This window comes from Acinetobacter soli, from assembly GCF_018139125.1.
Lineage (GTDB): Bacteria > Pseudomonadota > Gammaproteobacteria > Pseudomonadales > Moraxellaceae > Acinetobacter > Acinetobacter soli.
Genome location: NZ_CP073241.1, coordinates 1362017 through 1386016 on the forward strand (window position 1 = coordinate 1362017; position 24000 = coordinate 1386016).

The window sequence follows — 24000 nt, forward strand, 5'->3', positions numbered from 1 at the left end:
CTAAAAATTAGTCCATAGTAGCTTTGGGCACAGATGCTAAACTACGAGAATACACATAAACTTTTTTATTGATACGTACCAGATCGCTCGTAAACTGACGTTTACGTTCACTTAACAACACCTCAATGTAAGCTCTGAAATAATCTGAGCGGACATCGAGCAAATTTTTAAATTTGTTCCGGTTTTCCGCACTGACCCCCTTAAAGGCATCAAGCGTCCACAATTCATCTACACTTTTAAAGTATCCCATATTGGACATTTTCTCTTGTAGTGCGTTTTGAACGGCTGCCGGATTTAAACTGGTATCCAAGCTGGTCAAGAGTAGCGTAGATGCCGTATTAATATTGACTTTGGTCGGTGCATTTGAAGGTAATGCTGTGACATAAGGACGTATTAAATCAAAATTTTTACCCTCAAATCCGCGAACCATACGCAGCTCATCTACACTATGAAATTTTGTGTTGGCTGCCAAATAAGGACGGCTCAAACCTTGATAATAGCTACTTTCTGCGCCAGCAGAACCCGACACTTCATCATTACGATCTTGCCAGTCAATCACTGCTTCACTTAACTGTGGTGACAATCCCACACGTACCAGTAACTGCTCAAACCATGCTTTGGCATTTTCATCGACTTTATCTTGCGCATCGACCAGATTATTCAGATTAAACTTTCCCGATTCATCTTTTAATACGCCAGAGACAAAACCATCTTCAACCGGAAACGGTGGCATAGGCTGAGCCCAGATTTCTGCTGGATGATCTGCTTCAGCCGCATTTTGTGCATCTTGCACCAGCAATTCGGAAAAAAATGCTTCGGCACTTTTTGCATATAACAGGGATTGGTTTTGACGGATTAGATATCCTGTATTTTGTGCCGTATTGCTCTGATGTTTTACAATAGATGCTGCCAAAATCGTTGCCAAAGCCACCATTACCAGAATCGTGATTAACGCAACGCCTTGCTGTCGTTTCATCGCTTTATCCTTTGGCCTATGATCCGTTTACACTCATAAATTGAGTATCTAAAAGCGGAAAAATCCATTCATAGTTTACATCTGAACGCTGTACATCAATCTTAAGCCCTCGCGGCAGGCGCTGCATGCTGGTAGACTGACTTAAATCTGCACCCGCCTCAGGCCACTGGTTGAGTATCTGCGGATTCAACACGGTTATTCGAAATTGATCTACATTTTTGAGCAGTACACTCGATTCTGGCTGCTCGTTGTTGGTGATATTCAGGCTACGGTATCTCAACCGATATACCATCTTTTCACTGGGTACATAACGATATTCAATACGTTCGTATGGCGCGAGGCCCTCTTTGAGCGGATCACTCACTCCTGCCTTGCTAAATTGCAAACTGGTATCACTCAGGCTGAGTGCAGGCCGGATTTGTCCGTTGATATTCGCCGTCATCGGGATGAGCTGAAGTGAATCTCGAAGTATAATTTGATAGGCATCTTGCAACTCAAAAATCTGAAGCTCATGTTGCTGGTTGCGTTCCTTGGTCTTAATCAGATAGTCAAAAATTTTCCAGCCCAATGCAGAAAGAACCGCAAAAATCGCAATCGCCACCAAGAGCTCAACCAGCGTAAATCCCGATCTTTTTTTCATGAGACGTTTTCTTTAGGCGGATAATTGAAAAACACCATATGCGTAATTCCCGCTTCAACTTTGTTTTGCTGAGGATCAAAGCGGCTGATCTGAATTTCAATCCGCTGTACGTTTGGGCTAATCGTCGCCTGCGCAGTTTTATCGACTTGCCATGTTTCACCCTGAGACGTCACTTGCTTTGAGGATGTGCCTTGCATCCATTCACGATTAATTTGCATCATGGCGGCTTCGTTCATTGCCACGAATTGTGCTTTGGTTCTTAATACGGCATTGGCCGTAGACTGAGTATACTGCATACCGAGCTTGGTCAAGGCCACCGCAGCGGTTGCAAAAATCGCGAGCGCCACCATCACTTCTAATAATGTAAACCCTTTAGTTTTCATTTATTTTACCCAAGTGATCTACTTCAATTTCTGCACCGACTGGTGTCTGGGCAGAATAAAACTGGATGCGAACAGGTTTAACTTCGCCATTTCCTAACCAGACCAACTGAGGCGCCTGTTGCCCCACCAGATCCTGATTCGATGCGGCACGATAATCGTAATCTACAGGCCGAATTTGAAAGCTGACATTGGTAGGCAATGAGCGCACTGGAAGGTCTTTGTAGACTTGCCATTTGTTATTGGCCTGAATGACGGTTTGAGCAGACGGTTCTATGTACTCAAGTATCTGGTAGCCAAATGGGCGTACATCGGTTTGTGGAAGTGTTGCCAGCGCTAGAATTCGCCCCTGATCTGTAGCTTCGCGATTAATACGCTGTAAATCCAAGAGAAAGAACTCGCGCGCCTGCATGGCTTTACGCTGATCTACACCACTTATATTCAACACAATCAGTGACGCTAAAATTCCAACAATTACAATGACCACCATCAGCTCGACCAAGGTAAAACCGGACTGCCGCAGTGGTTTATTGTTCATGTGGATACTCTAAACAAAATGAGGTTCTTGAAGATGTTTTGGAAGCGCCAATGCCTGATCAATATAGGCCACGCGTAAAGTATCGCGAGATCCTAAATAGCGCTGATAAAAACTCGAATTTAAAATAGCCGCTGCGCCATGGGTCAGCGACCAAATTGCAGCCAAATAGTCCCGCACCGGCATGGTACTATGAATTTCTTCAAGATATTTTTCAGTCATGTTGATGATGATTCTCAAGCGCTGTTTGCGCACCTGATACAACTCTTGAAACAGATGATAAATTCCCTGACCAGTAGTCGATAAGCGTTCTTCGATTTGATGAAATAACACTGTACGTTCGGGGTGATGTAAATGATGCAACATAAAGAATGCCAGATGCTCTGGAAAGGTTTTTTCTTTGTCCTGTACCATTTCTAGCAACATGCGCTCATTACGAACAATGAGCAGCATATACAATTCATCTTTACTCTGAAAATGCTTGTACAGCGTTCCTTTGGCGAGATCCAGTTCAGCAGCCAAGGCATCAAGTGTCATACCGGCTTCTCCATTGTCGAGAAGAAGTTGCTCTGCCACTTCAAATATTAATGCTTCTCTTGCCCTGAACTGAGCTTGTCGATCCATCTTCACGCCGTCACTCGCTTATCTATGTCATTTTAAAGTTATGTGTTTGCAAGGAGATTTTCAAAATTTTGACGTGTAATCAACGCAATCTCCTCGAGTGATTTATCATATACATCACTCAACGCTTTGGCTACATATGGCACGTATTTTGGTTCATTTGATTTACCGCGATACGGTACTGGCGCAAGATATGGACTGTCGGTTTCAATCAGCAGACGATCAAGCGGCACTTGTTTGGCAACATCGCGTAAATCTTGCGCATTTTTAAACGATACAATTCCCGAGAACGAAATATAATAACCGCAGTCCAAAGCAGCTTTAGCGGTTTCCCAGTCTTCGGTAAAACAGTGCAAAATACCGTGTGTCGATTGCTCTGCACGAATGATATCAATGGTATCGGTCTTGGCAGAGCGTGTATGCACCACCACAGGCTTTCCAACCTGTTTGGATGCCTGCAAATGTCGCGCAAAACAGGCCTTTTGCTGATCGACGAATTCCGCACTGTGATAATAGTCGAGCCCTGTTTCACCAAGTGCCCAGACTTTTTCAGGTTGAGCCAATTCGACCAAATACTCTGTCGTTGCTCGTGCCATGACTTCAACATCTTCACACGGATGCACCCCTACGGTATACCCGACATCTTCATGACGCGCTGCAATCGCTGATAATGCGATATGGTCATCAAGATCGACAGAGATGCTCATAAATTTAGATACACCTGCCGCGCGCGCTTCGTTTAGTGCCTGATCCAAATCGCCACCATATGGCGTTAAGTCGAGCATGGTTAAATGACAATGCGTATCTACAAACACAATTCTTTCCTAAAACTACATGGTAAAATTTGAGCGATCTGAGGACATACTACCTGCCAAAATTTTTTCGGCTTCAGTTTTATAGTATATACCTCGCTCTCCAGAGAGCTGTATGGCAAACCCTTGTGGTTTGATTCCAGCTTGCTTACGAGAAATCCAAATGACTTTTCCCGTAAGTGGAATTTTCAGTGTTTGCTCAGGCAAGGTTGCAAGAACAAATATCTCCTCACCTAACGTGACTGATTCTCTAGAAGGAATAAACAAGCCGCCACCATGTACAAAATGCATGTAACTGGCTTGCAAGGTTGCCCGATCCGGAATGTGCACATGAATCAGGCCGCCACTAATTCTCGATTCCATGTTCAACTCCCATTAACGTTCATGAGCTGAATAAACAATTGATCGATCACAAGATTGGTTTGAACATTCTGTCCGATCAATTGTTTTGAATGCTGGATCTGCGCATAAAGATCAAAGAGTTGTTCAAGTGCATACTCACCCGACAGTTCCTTAAAGTCCAAATCAATATTCTTAGGATCCTGATTTAGCTTGACACAAATTAAATCACCCAACAAGTATTCAAACATGATCAGCCAATCTGCCGCCGCTAGCTCTTTTTGCCACTTCGATGCAATCATCAAGGGCATATTTTTCTGTTTGACCAGTTTGATCCAGTCAGATACAAAATCACGGCGCTTATTAAACCAGTCAGCTTCTGCAAGCTCTACCGCCTTGAGCGGCATGTCATTGCTCAAATTTAACAGAAGCTGAATGTCTGCTGGATCGAGCGTTGGTAGTTGTTCGCTTAAATAGTCCTGTGCCTGATCAAAGGTCATTCGATCCAGTGAAAAATGCTGAAGGCGACTTCGAATCGTTGCTGGAAGCTTCAGATAATGATCGGCAATCAAGATAATCAATACTTTCTCGCCGGGTTCTTCAAGCGTTTTCAGTAGTGCATTTGCAGACGCGATATTTAAAGCCTCTGCTGGCTCAATCACAATAACGCGCCAGCCATCGACGGTTTGCTGGACAAACGGCAGCAGTTCGCGGATTTTTTCAATCTTGATTTTAGCATTTTGTTTTTTATTGTCGTCATCGGTAGTGATATACACATAATTTGGATGAGTATCCGATTTAAGCCACTGACAACTGATGCATTCACCGCACGCACCTTCTGGTTTTTTTTGCGTGCACAGCACCCAGCTTAAAAAATGTAATGCAAAAGCGTGTTTGCCACTGCCCGACTTTCCATAAAATAACAGACCATGACCCAATTGAGGGAAACGTCCTGTGAGCGATTTCCACACTGTAGCTTGCCAAGGATAAACCTTTGCTTGATGCTGTTTCACGCCATCATTTCCAATTAATCAAAATATGAAACAGGCAATGCGTTTAAACGCGCCAGATCTTCAGGTGTATCCACACCCGGTGGAAGTGCACTGTCTGCAACAGCAATGGCAATACGATGTCCATTTTCGAGTACACGAAGCTGCTCCAAACTCTCAAGTTTCTCAAGCACACCTTGCGACCATTTCACATATTCTTGTAACAGGCTTACGCGATACGCATACAAACCTAGGTGGCGGTAAGCATGATCAAAACTTGATGAAATCTGTTTCTGAGCTGCATCACGGTCATACGGTATTGTGGCACGACTAAAATACAGGGCTTCTTGCACATTGTTCATCACCACTTTGACAATACTGTCACGCGCGAACTCATCTAAAGAATGAATCGACTCACATAAAGTCGACATCGAGCAATCTGGCTTAGCCACCAACAGTGATGCGACCTGTTGCACCAGTGCTGCAGGTAAAAGCGGCTCGTCCCCTTGAACATTGACAATAATATCGTCTTTGCCCCAGCCCTTAATACGTGCTACTTCACTTAATCGATCTGTTCCTGATGGATGAGCAGGATTGGTCATGACCACATCGATTTGCTCTGCACGACAGACTTCGGCAATTCGCTCATCATCGGTTGCAACGCATAGATCATCAAAACCCTCTACTTTTTTGGCCTGATCAACCACACGTAAGATCATCGGACGCCCATGAATCTCAAGCAATGGCTTTCCAGGCAAACGAGTACTGGAAAATCGAGCCGGGATGACAATATGTTTCATATGAATGTCCTAAGAAAAGCGAATTCCAAGTGTTGTAAGCTGCTCTTCGAGCAAAGTGTAGCAGGCGTCGGATAAAACTGCCTCGACGGGAACCACCCAAATTTTTCGACTAAATTCCGGGTGCTGTTTTAGCAAGGGCAGTAATTTTACAGCATCTTTTTCAGTGGTAATAATGGCGTGCCGATCGTCAAATTCAAGATCTGCCAGTTGGTAGTCGTGATGGTCTGGAAACTCATGACATTGAAAATCATGGATTCCCATCGACTCTAAAGTAGTATAAAACCGCTGCGGAAAACCAATCCCCACCACTGCATAAAAACTCTCATGAGGATTAAAAAGAGAGACATCATGGGCAGGCGACATTAAATAAGGTTCACTTGGCTGTAAAAACATATTCAACGGCGACTTAGACGCATGACCATGCTCGATTACTGTCGCGCCAACCAAGCGCTGTTTGGACTCCCGTAGAAATCCTTCGGGCAATAATTTTTCATTGCCCAAACCGCGGTTTAAATCCAGCACAATCCACTCCAGATCACGTGCCAGCGCCCAGTGCTGTAATCCATCATCACTAATAATCAGATCAAGCTGATGATGTTTGATGAGTAATTCGGTTGATGCTTGACGATTCGGGCCGACAGCCATCGGCACATGGGTAGACTGAACAATTAAACAAGGTTCATCACCCACTTGTTCGGGTGTCGAGGTTTGAGTAACCAGCGCCGGAAACGGGCCTTCAGCACCATAACCCCGACTAATTACACCCACGCGGACGCCCTTGAGCTGCAAATAGTTGACCAACCGAATCAGTAATGGCGTCTTGCCGCTTCCTCCTACCGTAATATTCCCAATCACCAGTACAGGTAGCGGCGCACGATATACCGATTTCAGTTTTGTATCGAATAAAGATTTATTTAGCTTTGAACCGGCACAATACAACCAAGACAGTGGACGCAGCAACACCAACCATTTGGCTTGACGGTTCCATGCATCTTGAATGATCTGTGCCAGAGACATGAATCTTTATTCCTCAAAATTACGCTGATGCAACTGGAAGTAAGCGCCCTGTTTATCTAACAGCTCTTGATGTGTACCTTTTTCAACAATCTGTCCTTTATCCATCACCACAATCATGTCGGCATTTTCAATGGTGGACAGACGATGCGCAATCACCAGTGTGGTTCGATTTTGCATCGCTTCATCAAAGGCTTTTTGAATGAAATGCTCGGATTCATTATCTAGCGCACTGGTCGCTTCATCCAAAATCAAGATTGGCGCATTTTTTAAAATTGCACGTGCAATGGCAATACGCTGGCGCTGACCGCCAGAAAGATTCAGGCCTTGAGCACCGAGTACCGTGTCGTAGCCTTGAGGTAAATTCATAATAAATTCGTGCGCATAGGCGGCTTTTGCTGCCGCGATGATATCTTCATCTGCCGCACCTTCAAGCTGGCCATAAGCAATGTTTTCACGCACTGAACGGTTGAACAACACCACCTGCTGATTCACCATCGCCACTTGCTGACGCAACACCGAGAGCTCAATATCTCGAATTGGAATACCATCAAGATATAGCCCACCCGAAGTGGTTTCCTGAAAGCGGACCAACAAATTCACCAAAGAGGTTTTACCTGCCCCCGAACGACCAACCAAAGCAATGGTTTGGCCTGCCTGAATATCCAATGTAAAATCTTGAATGGCCTTTACACCGGCTGCATATTCAAGTGTCACATGATCAAAGCGTACACCGCCTTCAAGTTTTGGCGTTAATACACCTTTATTTTCTTCTGTCGGCAAATCGAGTACTTCAAATACCGAATACGCCGCCGCAATACCGCGCTGAAGTTTTTCATTGACATCGGTCAAGTTCTTTACAGGCTTAGCCAAAAGTCCCGCTGCGGTAATATATGCCACAAATTCACCCGCAGAGGTATCGCCTAAAATTTGTGGACGAAGTGCCAACCATACAATCAAGCTCATCGCCATCGCCATGACCAACTGAACCAGCGGACTGTTTAGATTTTGCACGATCACCATTTTCAAGCCGCGCTTTAAGTTGTCTTCAGATGACGTATAAAAACGCTTTTGTTCTGAAGCTTCACCTGCAAAGCTTTTGACCACGGCCTGACCCGCGATACTTTCTTGAACCACATGGTTCACATCGCCCATGGTGTTTTGCACCTGTATAGACAGTTTACGCATGCGCTTCGATGCTTTACGCACCAAAAAGCCAATAATCGGCATAAAAATAAAGATACATAGCGTAAGACGCCAGTTGGTGTAGAGCAGATAACCCAATAACCCCATGGTCACCAAGCCATCTTTCACCATAATTTTTAATGATTCAGAGGAAGCTGCCGTGAGTTGCTCGACGTTGTACATGATCTTGGCAGAGATATGCCCAGAGGAATTGTCGAGGTAGTACTGCGAGGGCAAACGCATAAGCTTGGCATAAACTTCTTGTCGAATACTAAAAATGAGTCGACGCGAAATCACCGCGGTGTAGTACCCACCCATAAACAAGCCAAGACCACGGAAGAAGACCAGTAATACAATTAGCAAAGGAAACCAGTCTAAGTCTTCTCGACTACCGAGTTGAATGGCATCAATAATATATTTTAAGAGTTTTGCGACTGATACTTCGGTTGCGGCATTTAAACCAAAACCAATCAGCACCAACAAAGCGATACCCCAATAAGGTTTTAAATAGGATATTAGACGTACATAAACCTTAAAATCTTGCTTCACTCAATCAACCTCTAATTCGGCACTAGCATAATATCAAGTAGTGCTTAGCGTTCCTTAGCTTGCTTCACTCATCTCAATGAGCTAACAACAGCAGTGTAAACCACCAACATTCACCTTGAACAAATAAACATACTAGATGCGAGCTGGAGTTTAACATACTTCAATACTTGCACCGTATGGTTTTGGTGGCAGATGTTGTTGTCTTAAGCTTAAAAAAGTATGAATTTTCAATAAAAATAAGGCATCAATACCGTTCATATCGACGCCTTATTTCATACAGAAAAGCTATAGCAAATCAGTCCGCGTATTTAAACCAAACAATTACGCATCTGGCAAACACAGGGTGAGAATACCATCTAGCTCATCAAGTGAATGGTACTGAATTACCAACTTACCTTTACCTTGTTTGTTGTGGTCAATTTTAACCTGAGCACCAAAACGCTCAGATAAACGCTGGGTTAATTGCTCAATATCTGGTGGTGTTGCCTCTTTAGGCTTTGACTGTTTCGGTTGATTCCACTCGCGAACCAACTGTTCAGTTTGACGAACCGACAGGTTTTTATCAATGATGACTTTTGCAATCGCAATTTGATCTTTTGCCTTCAAGGCCAGAATGGCACGGGCATGACCCATGTCGAGTTGCCCTTCTTGCATGAAGTCTTTAATCACATCATCGAGACTGAGTAAACGCAGAAGATTGCTGACTGTTGTTCTTGCCTTGCCCACCGTTTCAGCAATTTCCTGATGACTCAGACCAAATTCGTCATGAAAGCGTTGCAATGCCAAGGCTTGATCAATTGGATTGAGATCTTGACGCTGGATATTTTCAATCAGAGCCAATGCAATGGCAACCTGATCATTTAAATCACGAACAATTGCAGGAACCTGTTTCAATCCAGCCAACTGTGCTGCACGCCAGCGACGCTCACCCGCGATAATTTCATAACTAAACTGATCATCTTGAATCGGACGAATCACGATCGGCTGCATCACACCATGTTTTTCAATTGATGCTGCAAGCTCTTTTAAATCTTGTTCTTGAATAAATCGGCGTGGTTGATACTCACCACGTTTTAACAGATCAACATCGACTTGTTTTAGCTGACCATGATCAATTGCCTGTGCTTCAAGCTGGAGTTTTTCTTTTTGAATCGAACCAAGTAATGCATCGAGTCCGCGACCTTTTGCCAAACCTCGTTTTTTTGTGGTCATGCGCTGGTTCCTTTTTTCACTTTGCTTTTCTTCAACATTTCGGCAGCCAAGTTTAAATACGCTATCGCGCCTTTAGAACTTTTTTCAAAGTAAATAATCGGCAAGCCGTGTGCAGGCGCCTCGGCCAATCGAACATTACGCGGAATAACCGTATCGTAAAGCTTTTTACCAAAGAACTGCTCAAGCTCTGCCGATACATCACGTGTCAGTGCGTTTCGAGCATCATACATGGTACGCAAGACACCAGTGATCTGCAAATTCGGATTGAGCGCCTGCTGAATACGATCAATAGTCTGGGTTAAGTCAGCCAGACCTTCTAGCGCATAATATTCGCACTGCATCGGAATGATCACACTATCGACCGCAGCAAGCGCATTGACTGTAATGAGACTCAAACTTGGTGCACAGTCGATCACAATGTAATCAAACTTATCACGAACGGTATCTAGCGCTTTTTTTAGAATAAACTCGCGACCATCCTGCTCTGCAATTGCCAATTCGACGCCTGCCAAGTCACGGTTAGAACCTAAAACTTTGTAGCCGACCTCAGCCTTGGTAATAGCGGTTTCAATCGGAACTTCACCCAGTAAAACATCTGTTACTGAATACAACAGGTCATTTTTTTGAACACCCGACCCCATTGTGGCATTACCCTGTGAATCCATATCCACCAGCAATACCCGTTTTTTCAATACCGCTAAAGAGGCCGCCAGATTTACAGCTGTCGTGGTTTTACCTACGCCACCCTTCTGGTTTGCAATCGCAATAATCTGAGCCATGAGAACCCCAAACTTAATTTTTTAATTGTTGCAATAAAAGCAAATGACGCTGCTCGTCCAAACGTGGAACACGCAGTTCGATCACTTGACATGAAAATTCAGTTTTTAACTGTTCGGCCTCTTCGGTCGGTACCAAGCCTTTCATTGCTGCAATTACAGTTGAATCGTGCATATACGGACGTGCTGCCGCAACAAAATCTGACAGCGATGCAAAAGCACGACTGGTCACCACATCAAATTTACCCAAATCTTGGATCGAATCTTCGTTTTCAACGCGGGTTTGTACTGCAATGACATTTTTTAATTTTAAATCTGCAATAAATTGCTTGAGAAAACGAATTTTTTTACCGTTCGAATCGAGCAATACACAATCACGCTCAGGCTGACACAAGGCAACAATCATGCCAGGCATTCCGCCGCCTGTACCAACATCTAAAAGACGCCCTGCTGGTAAATCTTTTAAAATGCTTAAACTATCAAGCAAGTGCTTGACCAGCATTTCTTTTGGATCTCGAATTGCGGTCAGGTTATATGCCTTGTTCCATAATACCAAGGCATCTTGATACTTTAATAACAATCCTAAAGCATCATCGCTTAGATTCAACCCAAGGGACTGACTGCCCTGTTTTAACTCTTGGAAAAATGGATGCATATCCGCTTCACATCTTGAAAATTTAGGGGAAGTATACCGATTTCTCGGTCTACGCCTAGTCTCTACCGCTTAGTGAATACACAGTTGACTGTAGAAACCTTGCTTAATTTGTTGATCTAACAGGCTTAATCGCTCTGGGGTACCTACATCAACCCAATCTGCCTGCATTTTCTGTGCGCTTGCGCGTCCATCAAGCATGGCTTTTTGCAATAAAGGTGCCAAAGGTCTTTTGCCGTCACTTAAACCCGCAAACAGTTGAGGCGATATTACCGCCAAACCACTATAGGTCAATGCCTCTCCCGCTACTGCCTGCTCAAAGGTAAAGGCGCGCTGTTTGGCCAGTATAAAGTCACCTCTTGGATGCTGCACAGGATTATCGACCAAAACCAGATGCACCAAATTATCATGCAGTTCAATTTCAGTAAGTTCATTAAACGCCATGGTGGTCCAGACATCGCCATTAACCAGCAAAAAGGGATCTTGCCCCAAAAGCGGTAATGCTCGAATAATTCCACCTGCCGTTTCAAGCCCTTCACCTTCATGCGACCAGAGGATATTTACCCCCAGAGCAGCACCATCTCCAAGCGCCTCGACCAGTTTATCTGCAAGCCATGCCGTATTGATGACAATATCAGTAATACCGACTTTTTTGAGCTTTTCAATATGCCATACGATTAACGGTTTGCCGCCAACCTGAAGTAACGGTTTAGGCGTGTGCAGGGTCAATGGGCGCATGCGATTGCCGAGTCCGGCGGCCAAAATCATCGCCTTCATGCTGCAACACTCTCAAAGGTGCCGTAAGTTTCTTCAAACTTAGGTAAAACTTGTTCCATCATATAACGTCTAAATTCGGCAAGTTCTGGGTAAGGCTGACTTTCTTCCAGCAAATACCACATGACTCGCGGAAGATCTTTCAAATATCCTGATTTACCGTCACGTACAAATAAGCGCACAAAAATCCCTAAAATTTTGATGTGTCGCTGAATGGCCATCCAGTCAGCATCACGCTTAAAGGTTTCAAAACTACGCGCTACTTTTACTTGAGCTGGCAACAACGTATAAAAAGTTTCAAACCATTGGTAAACACGGCTTGGGTCCCACTGTACGTAAGCATCACGTGTGATCGAGATCAAATCATACGTGTCAGCACCAATTACTGCATCCTGAAAGTCAATCACACCGAGTGTCTCTTCATTGCCCAGTTTCATGAGGTTACGGCTGTGAAAATCTCGATGCACAATGACTTGTGGCTGAGTCAGTGCATTTTTGGCGAGCAAATCAAAGGTCTGCTGAATCAATTGTTGCTCATCTGAATCAGGCTGAATCTCCAGCGCAGGCAGCATCCACTCGGTGAGTAAATGCATTTCTGCCATCAATTTTTCGTAGCTATATACTGGAAATTGATCTTGTGGCGGTATCGATTGCAAGTGAATGAGCTGCTTAAACGACTGTAAATAGTAGGCATCAACTGTCTGGTCATTAAGTAAAGTCGAAAGCAACACATCGCCAAAATCTTCAAGCAATAAAAAACCTTGAGCTAGATCTTTGGCCACAATATGCGGAACACGAACACCATGCCGATCAAAAAACTCGTCAATTTGGACAAATGGCACACAATCTTCTTTTTCTGGTGGCGCATCCATTAACATATAGGTATTATTTTTGTATTCGACTCGCGCATAACGGCGAAAACTTGCGTCTCCGGCAAGAAATTGAATTCTAAAATCGCTTGAATTTAGAATCGAAGTAAGCCAGATATGTATCAATTGTTCACGTTGTGTATTCATTTGCAATAAAATCTAAAACGGGCTGAGATTTTGAAGTTCTAAGTGTAGCCACTTATAAACTTTTTCTCTATGATGCGACAATAATTAATTGCGTTTTAGCATACTTGGTTAATGACACAAATGAAGTATCAGTTTAAATTTAATCCGTTAGCAGCTGCTATTTTTACACTTTTGTGTGGTAGCACCATACAATCAAGCTATGCTGAAGCCAACGATACAGCTTCGACTGTGGACAATAAAAGACTCAAGGACAGCATTCAAAAAGCCTATCCGGGACAAGAGTTTTTTGAGCAGTATTATGTCGAGAAATCATCTCCAGAAGCTCAGGTGCGTGATACCAAATCATTGAGTTCCGCTTTTTGTAGCGGCACCTGGATTACCCCGATCAGTCCGACCACACAAGCTGTTGACCCTAAAGAGGCCACATCTACAGTCACAGCAGACTATGCACATTACAATCCGAATGGCGATTCAGAACTTGAAGGCAATGTCCTGATTGATCAGCAAGGCCGATCTGTGCGTGCCGATAAAGTCACGATCGATAAAAGCCAAACCTATGCCAACGCGCAAGGGAATGTGCAGCTTGCACAAGCTGGATTGCTGGCCAAAAGCGATCAGGTTAATTACAACCTGAAAACCCAGCAAGGTGATTTAAAAAATAGCTATTACATTTCTGAGCAGCAACATGCGCATGGCCGTGCAGACCTGATTCAGCGTACCTCACCGGATGTACTGGTGCTGCACAATGCCACCTATACCACTTGCCCACCCGAGCAAAAGCCAACTTGGAAAATTCAAGCCAAAGAAATTGAACTAAATCAGGAAACCGGGCGTGGTGTAACCAAAGGCACCAAGTTATATGTAAAAGATGTCCCTGTTTTGGCAGTACCGTATTTTAATTTCCCGATTGATGACCGCCGAACCACCGGGATTCTTAACCCAAACCTGGGTTTCTCAAACGATGGTGGGCTTGAACTCACCGTACCGGTTTATTTGAATCTTGCGCCAAATTACGATGCAACGGTTACTCCGCGATATATTTCAGATCGTGGCATGATGATGCAAGGCGAATTTAGATACCTCACCGAGAATTATGGTCAAGGTAAAATCTGGGGTGGCTACTTACCAAGTGATGATCGATACAATAATCAAGATCGTAAAGATTTTAACCTTTTGCACAAATGGCAAATTAACGATTATTTAACGGCAGATGCAGAATATCACTACGCCTCTGATAAAGATTACATCACTGACTTAGATACCAATCCAGATTCTAAAACCGATTTGAATCTACGCCGTGCGGTCACTCTAAAGTATAAAAATCAAATTCCTGGCCTGACTGCGCAGTTAAAAGTTGAAGACTATCAAACTTTAGATAAAACCATTTTGGATGCAGACAAGCCTTATGCACGCTTGCCGCAGTTCTTGCTCAACTATGTGACGGGCAATCCGCTTGGTTTGCAATATGAATATAACAACGACACCGCGTATTTCAAAAAATCGATTAATGACAACTCTGCACAAGAAAGCAGCGGTACGCGTTTGTATAACCAGTTTGCAGTGCGTTATAACTACCGCACCCCTTGGGCCTTTGTGATTCCAGAAGCTTCTGTTCGAAGCATCAATACTTTCTATGATAAAGACAGTATCGCCTCACAAAACCTAGATGCCAGCTCGGAAACTAAGTCGGTCGTCGTACCGCAGTTTACCCTCGATTCAGGTTTGATTTTCCAGCGTGATGGTAAGTACCTTCAAACCATTACACCACGTGCATTTTATGCATACGCGCCGTATGAAAGTCAAAATGGCTATGCCAACTTTGATACCACATCTGCTTCAATCAGCTACGATCAGCTCTTTAGCCCGTATCGTTTTTATGGTCATGACCGTTTAGAAGACAACAACTTCCTTTCTCTGGGCGTTAGCTATAGCTTGTTTGATACCGAAGGCCTTGAACGAATTCGTGCAGGTGTTGGCCAAAGTTTTTATTTCTCTGATCGCCGTGTGACGCTAACAAACAGCACTGACACTGAAGATACGTCTAAAACATCAGGGCCGATTGTCAGTATCTCGAGCCAGCTGACAAACAAGTTTACAGTAAGTGCCAACTCGGCATGGATGTCTAATGGCAATAATTCTCAGCACGATTTCCAAGCCTATTTCACAGGTGACAACGGAAATCTTTATAACGTTGGTTACTTTAACCGCAAGGAAATTGTAGATCGTCAAGTGGCGTACGATGCGGCTGTTGCATCATTTGTACAACCAATCAAGAACAACTGGCGTATTATGGGCCATGTTCAATATGACTTCAGAAACAACGTCGCACGTGAATACCTGCTTGGCGTAAATTATGAATCATGTTGTTATGCGGTTTCTGTTTACGGCCGTTCTTACTACAACGATCTAGACGATCCGAAAGATCCGAACGTCAACGTTAAGCGCGCGGTGATGGCAGAAATCACATTTAAAGGATTAGGCGGCTTAAACAACAAGTTAGCTTCTTTATTGGAAAATCGCGTTTTAGGCTTTAAAGAAATTAATCAATCTTGGACACAACGTTAATGAAGACAAAGTATTTGAAACAGTTATTTAAAACAACCGCGCTGGCTCTGGTTGTTTCTTCATCAATGCAAAGTTTTGCAGCGCCAACAGACGAAGTCGTTGCAATTGTGGACAATAGCGTCATTCTTAAAAGCGATTTAGATCAAGGTGTCACTGAAGCAACACACCAGCTTGAAGCACAAAAAAAAGGGCTTCCACCACAAAACTTCTTGCAACGTCAGGTGCTTGATCAGTTGATTTTACGTGAAGCCCAACTTGAAATGGTGAAACGTTATAACATCAAGATTGATGAAAACACACTCAATGATGCTGTACTCAAAGTGGCTGGTCAGTCAGGTATTAAATCACTCCCTGCCTTTCAACAGAAACTCGATGGTATAGCACCGGGAACTTATGCAGCACTGCGTGCTCGTATCAGTCAAGATTTGGCAATCAATCGCTTACGTCAGCAGCAAGTCATGTCACGTATCAAAATTAGTGATCAAGACGTTGAAAACTTTTTGAAGTCGCCTCAAGGTCAGGCAATGCTTGGTAGTCAGGTTCATGTTATTCATGCGCGTATCTCTGCCCAACAAGGAGTAGATCCGCAGCAGCTTGCCAAAGTTGCGCAAGATGTAAAACAAGCCTTGAATGAAAGTAATGACATTGCAGCGATTGGTAAAAAATTCTCAACCAAAGACGTTAAGGTCGAAGGTGCGGACATGGGATACCGTGATCTTGCCGACCTGCCTTCCGAATTAGCTGCGCGTGTTAGTCCACTTCAGCAAGGTCAAACTACCGAGCTGATTAATGTTCGTGATGGCATTCATGTTTTGAAATTGATCGAACGAAAAAGTAGCGATCAAAAAGCCATGGTGACCCAATACCAGACGCGCCATATTTTAATTCAGCCGTCTGAAGTCATCAGTCCGGATATGGCCAAACAAACTATTGATAGCATTTATAATCGTTTAAAGTCGGGTGAAGACTTTACCACACTCGCCGCAACCTACTCTTCTGATACAGGCTCAGCACGTGATGGCGGAAGTTTGGGCTGGGTAACGCCGGGCAGTATGGTGCCACAGTTCGAAGAGAAAATGAAAAATACACCAGTCGGACAAATTAGCCAGCCATTCCAGACTCAATATGGATGGCATATTCTTGAAGTCACTGGCGTTCGTGAAAAAGACATGACTCAAGAATATCAAGAACGTATGGCACGCCAGATCTTGGGTGAGCGACAGTTTGATAGTGAACTGGATAGCTGGTTGCGTGAAGTACGTGCCCATGCGTATGTACAAATCAAGGATCCGGAACTTGATACAAAATTGCAGCGAGCAAAAGCCATAGCAGCACAGTAATCATTTAATAGAACCAGCCAAATGCTGGTTCTTTTTTTATATTTTAGATAAAAAAAACCTCAGTCATATTGACTGAGGTTTTTTTATTGAAACAGATTAACGGTTGTTAGAATCGTCGTCCTGTCCATCTTCGAATTTTGTATCGTTGTCAAAGCCAGAAGCGCCTTGACCGCCGAAGCCACCTTGACCACCGAAGCCGCCTCCTTGACCACCAAAGCCACCTTGACCACCGAAGCCGCCTTGACCGCCGAAGCCGCCGCCTTGACCACCAAAGCCACCTTGACCACCGAAGCCACCTTGACCACCGAAGCCACCACCTTGACCGCCGAAGCCGCTACCTTGACCGCCGAAGCCACCACCCTGACCACCAAAACCACCTTGTGGTGCACCAGCTGGCGCGCCTGCTGGACGTGGGTTACGTGCAGGAACTACAGTTGAAATTGCATGCTTGTAAACCATTTGGCTTACCGTATTTTTTAGCAACACTACGTATTGGTCGAAAGATTCAATGTGACCTTGTAATTTAATACCATTCACAAGAAAGATTGACACAGGAATACGTTCTTTACGGAGAGAATTTAAGAACGGATCTTGTAATGTTTGACCTTTAGACATTTTATAACTCCAAAAAAATTAAAATCAGCGCAAAAAACCATCTTTATTTTTCAATTAAAATTTATAAAAAAGATAGTATGTAAATTTTGCTTTATCCATAAGAGTTTCGCAAGTCTTGTTGAGCCTGCTTTATAGTTAAATAAGTTTTAAAATAGTGCTTTTCTTGCAACGAACGTAACCAAGTGTATTGACGTTTCGCAAGTTGTCGTGTCGCGAATAATGCCTTATCTTCCATTTCCCTCCTATTTATGTGACTTTTATCACTTTTTAACAGAAAATCGAGTGCTTGACGATACCCGACAGACCGCATTGAAGGTAAATTTTCATTCAAATCGTATTTTTTAATTAAAGCTTCCACCTCATTTAAAAAACCGATATCCCACATTTTGAGCAATCTTTGCTCAATTCGCTGATGTAATTCTACCCGATCTGGCAGCAAAGCATAGTTATGAAATGTGTAACGATATGGTAAATTTTTCGGTTGCTCCATTTGTAATTGCGTAATCGGTATACCAGTCAATCGATAGACTTCTAGTGCGCGAATAATACGCTGGCGATCAGATACATTAAACTTTTCACCTGCGGTCGGATCCACTTTGCGCAATTGTTCATGCACAGTTTCCCACCCTTCAAGCGCAGCCTGCTGTTCAATTTCCGCCCGAATATCAGCATTTGCACTTGGAAGATTGCTTGACAGTCCTTCAAGTAAGGCCTTAAAGTACAGCATGGTTCCACCAACTAAAATAGGCGTTTTGCCTTGCTGATGACACTGGTCGATCAAGCGCGTGGCATCATCGACAAATTGCGCAGCAGAATACACTTCTAGCGGTGTAATAATATCAATTAAATGATGCGGATATTGTGCCTGCTCTTCTTTGGTGGGCTTTGCTGTACCGATATCCATATCTTGATAAATCAATGCAGAATCTACAGAAATCAGTTCAAATTGACCCTGCTCATACAGTTCACATGCCAAGGCTGTTTTACCGCTTGCGGTCGGCCCCATCAAATTGATTACGGGCAAAGAAGTTGACATGAAAAACTATTCTCCTCGAGCAAAAAGCTTGTCAAGTTGATGAAGTGGAAATGCGCGCCATGTTGGACGGCCATGATTACACTGACTGGCGAATTCTGTCTGCTCCATTTGACGTAACAAAGCATTCATTTCAGACAGACTCAGCATGCGATGTGCACGAACTGCACCGTGACATGCCATGCCAGCCAAAATGGCATCACGCTTATGCATAAGCGCCTGTGCCTGATCATTTGGATCCAGATCATGCAAAAGCTCAGGAATCAGTTTCTCAAAATTAGCTTTATGCAAAATGGCCGGAACTCCACGCACAATTGCTTGATCATCACCATATTGATCAATATCCAGACCCAATCGCGCCAGCTGATCTTTCAGATCTTCAATCCGTGCCGCTTGCATACGTGTAATTGAAACCACTTTAGGAATGAGCAATTGCTGTGAAATCCAAAACTCGGGCTTATCCCAGGCAGATTTCATCTGTTGTAATAAAATACGCTCATGTGCAGCATGCATATCAACAATAATCAGGCCTTCGGTATTTTGCGCCAGAATATAAATACCGTGCAATTGTGCTATGGCAATTCCCAGCGGAAACTCATCTACTTCGGACTCTGCTTGACGTTCTGCCGTATTTTCTACCGCTTCTGTTTGCTCACGCAAAGGAGCTAGATAACTTTTAAGGGCATTGTTGAGCCACTCTGGATCACTCACAGGTTGTGGGCGTCGCGAATAATCGACAGAATTGGGCCGACTGGCATTAAATTCGGTTAACAGCTCTGTTGATACGGCTGTAGTTGCCGCATGTGTGTGATCGGCCTCATGCGGTACTTGAGTTGATGCTGTTTCAGCGCGGTGCAAACTAAATTGTTCTTGATAGCTCGGCTGCGGCATGCGCTCAATAGACAATTGTTCAGGTTTCATGGCCTGAGACAACTCGGCCGCTGCGGTCTGAAATTGTGAGAGTGTTTCTTTGGCATAATGCCGTACAAACTCATGCACTTCACGCTGGTTTAAAAAGCGAATCTCATGCTTGGTGGGATGTACATTGACATCAATTTGTTCTGGATCGACCTCTAAAAACAGTAAATAAGCCGAATACTGATGACCATGCAAAATTCCATCGTAAGCCATGCGCAGTGCATGTGAAATGGTTTTATCTTTGACTATACGGCCATTCACATAGACATATTGCAAATCAGCTTGTGGGCGCGCGTCGGAGGGATGACCCAACCAGCCCGACAATCGCATGGAAATACTTTGCGTATCGAGCCAATAGGCATTTTGAGTAAACTGATGCCCAAGCAGTTGCTGAACACGCTGAAAACGCAGTTGTCCGCTGTCTGCTACAGGTAAATTCAAACGAACCTGATTGTTGTGCTCTAACATAAATCGAATATCAAAATGCGTCAGTGCCAGACGTCTGACAATTTCTTCGATATGTCCAAATTCGGTACTGGGTTTTTTTAAAAATTTACGCCGCGCAGGAACATTAAAAAATAAGTCCTGTACACGAATGTGTGTGCCCTTTCTGAGCGCAACAGGTTGAATCGCTTGATGATCAAAGGCTGTACCATTGACTTCAACCTGATACCCGACGCCATCGTCAGATTGACTACTCATTAGCGTCAAGCGAGATACGGCGGCAATCGATGCCAAGGCTTCGCCTCGAAATCCCAAACTTACGATGGCATGCAAATCATCGGAAGTCTTGATCTTACTTGTGGCATGACGCATTACCGCCAACGGTAAATCGTCACTATGAATCCCCTGACCGTTGTCGATGATTTCAATGAGCGTAGCGCCACCTTGCTCGACGCGAATGATCAATTCGGTTGCGCCTGCATCAATTGCATTTTCAAGTAATTCCTTCACAACCGATGCAGGCCGCTCAATTACTTCACCAGCCGCAATCTGGTTGGCCAGCGCAGGATCGAGAGTATGAATACGTCGCAGATCGCGGGATTCTTGCAGCATGTTAAATGAGGTCCTTTAATTGTGCGTATTGCTGAGCATCATTCAATTCAATCGTCACATATCGTTCAAGATCATCTTCAGATTTTTCAATTTGAATAATGATATCTGGCTCTGGAATCTCGTTTTCTCCCTTCGATGGCCATTCAAACAAAAACAAAGCATGCGGAACATCCAGATAATCCCGAATTCCCATTAATTCAAGCTCATAGGGATCGTTAAGGCGATACAAGTCGAAATGAAATATCTCTTTTTGCTGGATACGATACGGCTCGACCAAGGTATAGGTTGGACTTTTTACTGCCCCCTGATGACCTAGTGCTTGCAGAAAATGACGAGTAAACGTGGTTTTGCCTGCGCCTAAATCGCCAATTAAATACACCACACCTTCTTGGATCACAGCAGAGAGTGTTGTTGCCAGTTTTTGTGTGTCGAGTTCATCCGCTAGGGTTAAACGAAGGGAATACTGCATTACGCTCATACATGATTCAATCGGACTGTGTATAATACCATCCTGAATGTTTAAAAGCCTATGATCAAGTAAAAAGCTGCTTGCTTTTCAAACAGCCTGACTCTCTAGCGATATCTCCAAAATGGCCAACATGACCGCACACGAATTTATTCCTCCTACTCGTCAAGGCGTAAGTGCCAGCAAAGTATTTTTACCCACCATGCATGGCAAACCACCTGAAACAACTTTTGCTTACCTGTGTGCGCATTTTCCTCATATATTAGCCTCAGAATGGCAACAGCGCTTCGATGATGGACTAATTATCGATGCTCAAGGCCAAACGCTGAGTGTAGCTAGCCCCTATTTATCCAACCAGCATATTTTTTATTATCGTTTTTTATCGCATGAAGTTGCAGTGCCATTCCAGCATGAGATTTTATTTGAAAATGAACATCTACTGGTGGTCGATAAACCACATTTTTTAACCATGACACCCACCGGCAAGTATGTACAAGAAACACTGCTGGTTCGCTTAAAACAAAGTGGCCAAACTCCCAATCTAACTCCAATCCATCGTCTTGATCGTGAAACGGCGGGTGTGGTGATGTTTTGTAAAAAACCTGAATCCCGCGGTGTGTATCAATCTTTATTTGCAGCGCGCGATGTGCAAAAAACCTATCATGCCATCGCCCCTTATTATCACACGCTTCAGTTTCCTCGCACAGTTCGACTCAACATGAGCAAAGGTGAGCCGTTTTACACCATGAAAGTCAATCCAGACGCCGAGCCGAATAGTGAAACTTGGATTGAATGCCTAGAGTATTCAAATCATTGGGCAAAATATCGTTTAAGCCCCAAAACCGGAAAACAGCATCAACTTCGTGTGCATTTGGCTCATTTAGGGCTTGCTATCCAGAACGATCCGCTTTATCCATTTTTGGCACACAAAGCCGACGATGACTTTTCCAACCCCTTACAGCTTTTGGCAAAAGAATTACAGTTTGTCGACCCCATTACACAAACTGAAATGTACTTTTGCTCAAGACAGTCACTTTCTTTGTCATTTGATCGTAATGACAACCACGCTATTTTTTAGTTTTAAGATTGAAATTACAAATTCTTGCTTTAGAATAAGCCATTAAAAATTAAAAAATCGTTTGGTTTTTATTCATGCGAAAAACAGAAGTTTATCAGGTTCGACTTGATTCACACGAAAAGAAGCAGGCCTTTGCTGTTTTCAAACAATTGGGGATTACACCGGCACAAGCCGTGCGTCTTTTTTTCAAGCAGGTGGTTTTAACCAAATCTATCCCCTTTGCAATTGAAAATCAAAACATCGATATGGAGCAGCTCCTCAAATTGCGTAAAATTAAGTCGCAATCTGCCGCTGTTACGCCACGTGAAAATGATCAAGCCGATAGCGATCTACTCATGGATGATCATGAAGCACTTTTTGATGAGCTGAATGCCTTACTCGGTGAGAGTGATCAAGCGCCATAATGTTGCAGTTTTAAACAAGTTTTAACGTTCTTCGTATTTGATTTTGGTTATGCTTCTTCTCTATGACACATAATAATAAAGCTGGAGAATCGCATGATCGTTCGACGAGCCACTGTAGAAGATTTAAATCAACTCGCGGTATTGTTTGATGAATACCGTCAGTTTTATGGCGCATCATCCAACTTAACGCAATCCTATGATTTTTTAAAACAACGCTTTGAAAACAAACAGAGTGTCATTTTTATTCATGTCAAAAATGATGTTTTTACTGGTTTTATTCTGCTTTATTTGGGCTTTTCATCTGTCGCCTGCTCGACCTATTATATTTTAGATGATGTGTATGTTACGCCACTTTATCGCCGTCAAGGCTCTGCAAAGCAACTCATCGATACTGCCATTTTATTTGCACGCCATGAAAATGCGCTCAGAATCTCGTTGGAAACCCAAAAAAACAATATCGAATCAATGCGTTTATATCAAAAAATGGGTTTTGTGCTGGATCAGGAATTTCAAACCTATCACTGTTTTCTTAGGTAGACTGCCTGGCTAAATGAATCTGTGCATCAGACAAATAGATCCAATCCCCTTGTGCTAATTCAGGTAAAACCAACTGCCCGATTTGCTGGCGGTGCAGCGATTCAACTTTATTTCCAACCGCAGCGATCATGCGTTTGACCTGATGATATACCCCTTGATGAATCGTCAAGCTTAAATGATATTCATCAAGCTGTTGAACCGCGGTCGCAGCGAAAAGCCCTGTTTCATTACGTAGTTCCACCCCTTGCTCAAGCTGACTCAGCTGAACTTCAGTAATCGGATCTGCCGTGTGTACATGATATACCTTAGGGACATGTTTTTTAGGATGAGTTAAGGCATGCAGAAATTGCCCGTCATCGGTCAACAAAAGTAGTCCAGTGGTATCTTGATCGAGCCGTCCAACTGCTGCTATTCCACGATCAATCAGAATATCTGGCAGCAAACTGAATACACTCTGATGATGCTGAGGTTGATGCGAACATTCAAAACCTTGTGGTTTATTGAGCGCGATATACACCTTTTCACGATAGATATACGATTCACCAAATACACGGAACTGCAAGTGCTCGGTCTGAACGCGCAACTTTAAATCGGTAACGGTATCCTCTCCTATAGACACATGCCCATTTTTAATTAGCTGCTGGCAATGTTTACGTGAACCGAAGCCTTGTGATTGCAACATTTTTTCTAGAAGCATTGCTGAAATTTACCTGATATA

At 43.6% G+C, this 24000-nt stretch carries 26 protein-coding genes; 5 read left to right on the top strand and 21 right to left on the bottom strand.

Going from position 1 to position 24000, the window contains the following annotated elements; translation table 11 throughout:
* Positions 1 to 7 precede the first annotated feature (7 nt).
* The 16 genes from gspK to KCV09_RS06325 form a co-directional block, all read right to left on the bottom strand.
* Positions 8 to 976 (bottom strand): type II secretion system minor pseudopilin GspK, encoded by a 969-nt coding sequence (gene gspK, locus KCV09_RS06250; RefSeq protein ID WP_151815518.1) that lies wholly within the window; start codon positions 974 to 976, stop codon positions 8 to 10.
* Between the two features lie 16 nt (positions 977 to 992).
* Complete coding sequence (gene gspJ / locus KCV09_RS06255) at positions 993 to 1616, bottom strand: type II secretion system minor pseudopilin GspJ (RefSeq protein ID WP_212515690.1); 624 nt, start codon at positions 1614 to 1616, stop codon at positions 993 to 995.
* Positions 1613 to 1999: a type II secretion system minor pseudopilin GspI gene (gene gspI, locus KCV09_RS06260; protein WP_004948134.1), complete on the bottom strand. Its 387-nt coding sequence runs from the start codon at positions 1997 to 1999 to the stop codon at positions 1613 to 1615. The genes gspJ and gspI overlap by 4 nt, the downstream gene beginning before the upstream one ends.
* Entirely contained in the window at positions 1989 to 2534 is a 546-nt protein-coding gene (locus KCV09_RS06265) for a prepilin-type N-terminal cleavage/methylation domain-containing protein (protein ID WP_004938724.1), read from the bottom strand. Before KCV09_RS06265 ends, gspI begins: the two co-directional genes overlap by 11 nt.
* 9 nt (positions 2535 to 2543) lie before the next feature.
* Positions 2544 to 3155 carry a TetR/AcrR family transcriptional regulator gene (locus tag KCV09_RS06270; RefSeq protein ID WP_004938726.1) on the bottom strand — a complete coding sequence of 204 codons (612 nt, stop codon included), beginning with the start codon at positions 3153 to 3155 and terminating at the stop codon, positions 2544 to 2546.
* A 38-nt stretch (positions 3156 to 3193) separates the two neighbouring features.
* Positions 3194 to 3967: a TatD family hydrolase gene (locus KCV09_RS06275; protein ID WP_004948140.1), complete on the bottom strand. Its 774-nt coding sequence runs from the start codon at positions 3965 to 3967 to the stop codon at positions 3194 to 3196.
* Positions 3968 to 3982: 15 nt separating this feature from the next.
* Positions 3983 to 4327 carry a PilZ domain-containing protein gene (locus tag KCV09_RS06280; protein ID WP_119690241.1) on the bottom strand — a complete coding sequence of 115 codons (345 nt, stop codon included), beginning with the start codon at positions 4325 to 4327 and terminating at the stop codon, positions 3983 to 3985.
* Between the two features lie 2 nt (positions 4328 to 4329).
* Positions 4330 to 5316 carry a DNA polymerase III subunit delta' gene (locus KCV09_RS06285; RefSeq protein WP_212515691.1) on the bottom strand — a complete coding sequence of 329 codons (987 nt, stop codon included), beginning with the start codon at positions 5314 to 5316 and terminating at the stop codon, positions 4330 to 4332.
* Between the two features lie 14 nt (positions 5317 to 5330).
* Complete coding sequence (kdsB, locus tag KCV09_RS06290; RefSeq protein WP_151745924.1) at positions 5331 to 6092, bottom strand: 3-deoxy-manno-octulosonate cytidylyltransferase; 762 nt, start codon at positions 6090 to 6092, stop codon at positions 5331 to 5333.
* Positions 6093 to 6101: 9 nt separating this feature from the next.
* On the bottom strand, positions 6102 to 7109 hold the full coding sequence (gene lpxK, locus KCV09_RS06295; RefSeq protein WP_151815520.1) for a tetraacyldisaccharide 4'-kinase: 1008 nt from the start codon (positions 7107 to 7109) through the stop codon (positions 6102 to 6104).
* 6 nt (positions 7110 to 7115) lie between these two features.
* The gene (gene msbA / locus KCV09_RS06300) at positions 7116 to 8840 is read right to left on the bottom strand and encodes a lipid A export permease/ATP-binding protein MsbA (RefSeq protein WP_076032173.1); all 1725 of its coding nucleotides are present in this window, start codon (positions 8838 to 8840) and stop codon (positions 7116 to 7118) included.
* A gap of 321 nt (positions 8841 to 9161) precedes the next feature.
* Positions 9162 to 10052, bottom strand: a complete 891-nt coding sequence (locus tag KCV09_RS06305) for a ParB/RepB/Spo0J family partition protein (protein ID WP_004938745.1) — start codon at positions 10050 to 10052, stop codon at positions 9162 to 9164.
* Positions 10049 to 10831 (bottom strand): ParA family protein, encoded by a 783-nt coding sequence (locus KCV09_RS06310; RefSeq protein WP_119690246.1) that lies wholly within the window; start codon positions 10829 to 10831, stop codon positions 10049 to 10051. Before KCV09_RS06310 ends, KCV09_RS06305 begins: the two co-directional genes overlap by 4 nt.
* Before the next feature lie 13 nt (positions 10832 to 10844).
* Complete coding sequence (gene rsmG, locus KCV09_RS06315; protein ID WP_004938752.1) at positions 10845 to 11483, bottom strand: 16S rRNA (guanine(527)-N(7))-methyltransferase RsmG; 639 nt, start codon at positions 11481 to 11483, stop codon at positions 10845 to 10847.
* Between the two features lie 69 nt (positions 11484 to 11552).
* Positions 11553 to 12257: an N-acetylmuramate alpha-1-phosphate uridylyltransferase MurU gene (murU, locus tag KCV09_RS06320; RefSeq protein WP_076032172.1), complete on the bottom strand. Its 705-nt coding sequence runs from the start codon at positions 12255 to 12257 to the stop codon at positions 11553 to 11555.
* Complete coding sequence (locus tag KCV09_RS06325) at positions 12254 to 13270, bottom strand: aminoglycoside phosphotransferase family protein (protein ID WP_151815522.1); 1017 nt, start codon at positions 13268 to 13270, stop codon at positions 12254 to 12256. Before KCV09_RS06325 ends, murU begins: the two co-directional genes overlap by 4 nt.
* 120 nt (positions 13271 to 13390) lie before the next feature.
* Here KCV09_RS06325 and KCV09_RS06330 point away from each other — a divergent pair, with 120 nt between their 5' ends.
* Together KCV09_RS06330 and KCV09_RS06335 are read left to right on the top strand one after the other, a co-directional pair.
* On the top strand, positions 13391 to 15835 hold the full coding sequence (locus KCV09_RS06330) for an LPS-assembly protein LptD (protein ID WP_212515757.1): 2445 nt from the start codon (positions 13391 to 13393) through the stop codon (positions 15833 to 15835).
* The gene (locus KCV09_RS06335) at positions 15835 to 17175 is read left to right on the top strand and encodes a peptidylprolyl isomerase (RefSeq protein WP_004938760.1); all 1341 of its coding nucleotides are present in this window, start codon (positions 15835 to 15837) and stop codon (positions 17173 to 17175) included. Before KCV09_RS06330 ends, KCV09_RS06335 begins: the two co-directional genes overlap by 1 nt.
* 96 nt (positions 17176 to 17271) lie before the next feature.
* Here the strand turns inward: KCV09_RS06335 and hfq are convergent, their stop codons facing one another.
* The 4 genes from hfq to tsaE form a co-directional block, all read right to left on the bottom strand.
* Positions 17272 to 17790 carry an RNA chaperone Hfq gene (gene hfq / locus KCV09_RS06340; protein WP_004948171.1) on the bottom strand — a complete coding sequence of 173 codons (519 nt, stop codon included), beginning with the start codon at positions 17788 to 17790 and terminating at the stop codon, positions 17272 to 17274.
* 91 nt (positions 17791 to 17881) lie between these two features.
* Positions 17882 to 18826 carry a tRNA (adenosine(37)-N6)-dimethylallyltransferase MiaA gene (miaA, locus tag KCV09_RS06345; protein ID WP_208476562.1) on the bottom strand — a complete coding sequence of 315 codons (945 nt, stop codon included), beginning with the start codon at positions 18824 to 18826 and terminating at the stop codon, positions 17882 to 17884.
* A 6-nt stretch (positions 18827 to 18832) separates the two neighbouring features.
* Positions 18833 to 20797, bottom strand: coding sequence for a DNA mismatch repair endonuclease MutL (gene mutL / locus KCV09_RS06350; RefSeq protein WP_212515692.1), 1965 nt, complete (start codon positions 20795 to 20797; stop codon positions 18833 to 18835).
* Position 20798: 1 nt separating this feature from the next.
* Positions 20799 to 21266, bottom strand: coding sequence for a tRNA (adenosine(37)-N6)-threonylcarbamoyltransferase complex ATPase subunit type 1 TsaE (gene tsaE / locus KCV09_RS06355; RefSeq protein ID WP_212515758.1), 468 nt, complete (start codon positions 21264 to 21266; stop codon positions 20799 to 20801).
* Between the two features lie 121 nt (positions 21267 to 21387).
* Between tsaE and KCV09_RS06360 the strand changes: the two genes are divergently transcribed.
* The 3 genes from KCV09_RS06360 to KCV09_RS06370 all read left to right on the top strand — a co-directional run bounded on the left by KCV09_RS06360 (position 21388) and on the right by KCV09_RS06370 (position 23282).
* Positions 21388 to 22341, top strand: coding sequence for a pseudouridine synthase (locus KCV09_RS06360; protein WP_212515693.1), 954 nt, complete (start codon positions 21388 to 21390; stop codon positions 22339 to 22341).
* A 74-nt stretch (positions 22342 to 22415) separates the two neighbouring features.
* Complete coding sequence (locus tag KCV09_RS06365) at positions 22416 to 22745, top strand: type II toxin-antitoxin system RelB/DinJ family antitoxin (RefSeq protein WP_025095482.1); 330 nt, start codon at positions 22416 to 22418, stop codon at positions 22743 to 22745.
* 93 nt (positions 22746 to 22838) lie between these two features.
* Positions 22839 to 23282 carry a GNAT family N-acetyltransferase gene (locus KCV09_RS06370; RefSeq protein ID WP_004938777.1) on the top strand — a complete coding sequence of 148 codons (444 nt, stop codon included), beginning with the start codon at positions 22839 to 22841 and terminating at the stop codon, positions 23280 to 23282.
* On the opposite strand, the gene KCV09_RS06375 is transcribed toward KCV09_RS06370, so the two are convergent.
* On the bottom strand, positions 23275 to 23979 hold the full coding sequence (locus tag KCV09_RS06375; protein WP_004938780.1) for a pseudouridine synthase: 705 nt from the start codon (positions 23977 to 23979) through the stop codon (positions 23275 to 23277). The genes KCV09_RS06370 and KCV09_RS06375 overlap by 8 nt on opposite strands.
* Positions 23980 to 24000: the final 21 nt, after the last annotated feature.

Bases quoted from the DNA above. Each gene is read 5' to 3' on its own strand.
- rsmG (WP_004938752.1), bottom strand. From the start codon at position 11,483: ATGCATCCATTTTTCCAAGAGTTAAAACAGGGCAGTCAGTCCCTTGGG.
- gspI (WP_004948134.1), bottom strand. From the start codon at position 1,999: ATGAAAACTAAAGGGTTTACATTATTAGAAGTGATGGTGGCGCTCGCG.
- KCV09_RS06270 (WP_004938726.1), bottom strand. From the start codon at position 3,155: ATGGATCGACAAGCTCAGTTCAGGGCAAGAGAAGCATTAATATTTGAA.
- KCV09_RS06365 (WP_025095482.1), top strand. From the start codon at position 22,416: ATGCGAAAAACAGAAGTTTATCAGGTTCGACTTGATTCACACGAAAAG.
- mutL (WP_212515692.1), bottom strand. From the start codon at position 20,797: ATGCTGCAAGAATCCCGCGATCTGCGACGTATTCATACTCTCGATCCT.
- KCV09_RS06265 (WP_004938724.1), bottom strand. From the start codon at position 2,534: ATGAACAATAAACCACTGCGGCAGTCCGGTTTTACCTTGGTCGAGCTG.
- KCV09_RS06335 (WP_004938760.1), top strand. From the start codon at position 15,835: ATGAAGACAAAGTATTTGAAACAGTTATTTAAAACAACCGCGCTGGCT.
- lpxK (WP_151815520.1), bottom strand. From the start codon at position 7,109: ATGTCTCTGGCACAGATCATTCAAGATGCATGGAACCGTCAAGCCAAA.
- KCV09_RS06360 (WP_212515693.1), top strand. From the start codon at position 21,388: ATGGCCAACATGACCGCACACGAATTTATTCCTCCTACTCGTCAAGGC.
- KCV09_RS06330 (WP_212515757.1), top strand. From the start codon at position 13,391: ATGAAGTATCAGTTTAAATTTAATCCGTTAGCAGCTGCTATTTTTACA.
- hfq (WP_004948171.1), bottom strand. From the start codon at position 17,790: ATGTCTAAAGGTCAAACATTACAAGATCCGTTCTTAAATTCTCTCCGT.
- murU (WP_076032172.1), bottom strand. From the start codon at position 12,257: ATGAAGGCGATGATTTTGGCCGCCGGACTCGGCAATCGCATGCGCCCA.
- KCV09_RS06305 (WP_004938745.1), bottom strand. From the start codon at position 10,052: ATGACCACAAAAAAACGAGGTTTGGCAAAAGGTCGCGGACTCGATGCA.
- KCV09_RS06310 (WP_119690246.1), bottom strand. From the start codon at position 10,831: ATGGCTCAGATTATTGCGATTGCAAACCAGAAGGGTGGCGTAGGTAAA.
- gspJ (WP_212515690.1), bottom strand. From the start codon at position 1,616: ATGAAAAAAAGATCGGGATTTACGCTGGTTGAGCTCTTGGTGGCGATT.
- kdsB (WP_151745924.1), bottom strand. From the start codon at position 6,092: ATGAAACATATTGTCATCCCGGCTCGATTTTCCAGTACTCGTTTGCCT.
- KCV09_RS06375 (WP_004938780.1), bottom strand. From the start codon at position 23,979: ATGCTTCTAGAAAAAATGTTGCAATCACAAGGCTTCGGTTCACGTAAA.
- miaA (WP_208476562.1), bottom strand. From the start codon at position 18,826: ATGTCAACTTCTTTGCCCGTAATCAATTTGATGGGGCCGACCGCAAGC.
- tsaE (WP_212515758.1), bottom strand. From the start codon at position 21,266: ATGCAGTATTCCCTTCGTTTAACCCTAGCGGATGAACTCGACACACAA.
- KCV09_RS06325 (WP_151815522.1), bottom strand. From the start codon at position 13,270: ATGAATACACAACGTGAACAATTGATACATATCTGGCTTACTTCGATT.
- KCV09_RS06280 (WP_119690241.1), bottom strand. From the start codon at position 4,327: ATGGAATCGAGAATTAGTGGCGGCCTGATTCATGTGCACATTCCGGAT.
- gspK (WP_151815518.1), bottom strand. From the start codon at position 976: ATGAAACGACAGCAAGGCGTTGCGTTAATCACGATTCTGGTAATGGTG.
- KCV09_RS06370 (WP_004938777.1), top strand. From the start codon at position 22,839: ATGATCGTTCGACGAGCCACTGTAGAAGATTTAAATCAACTCGCGGTA.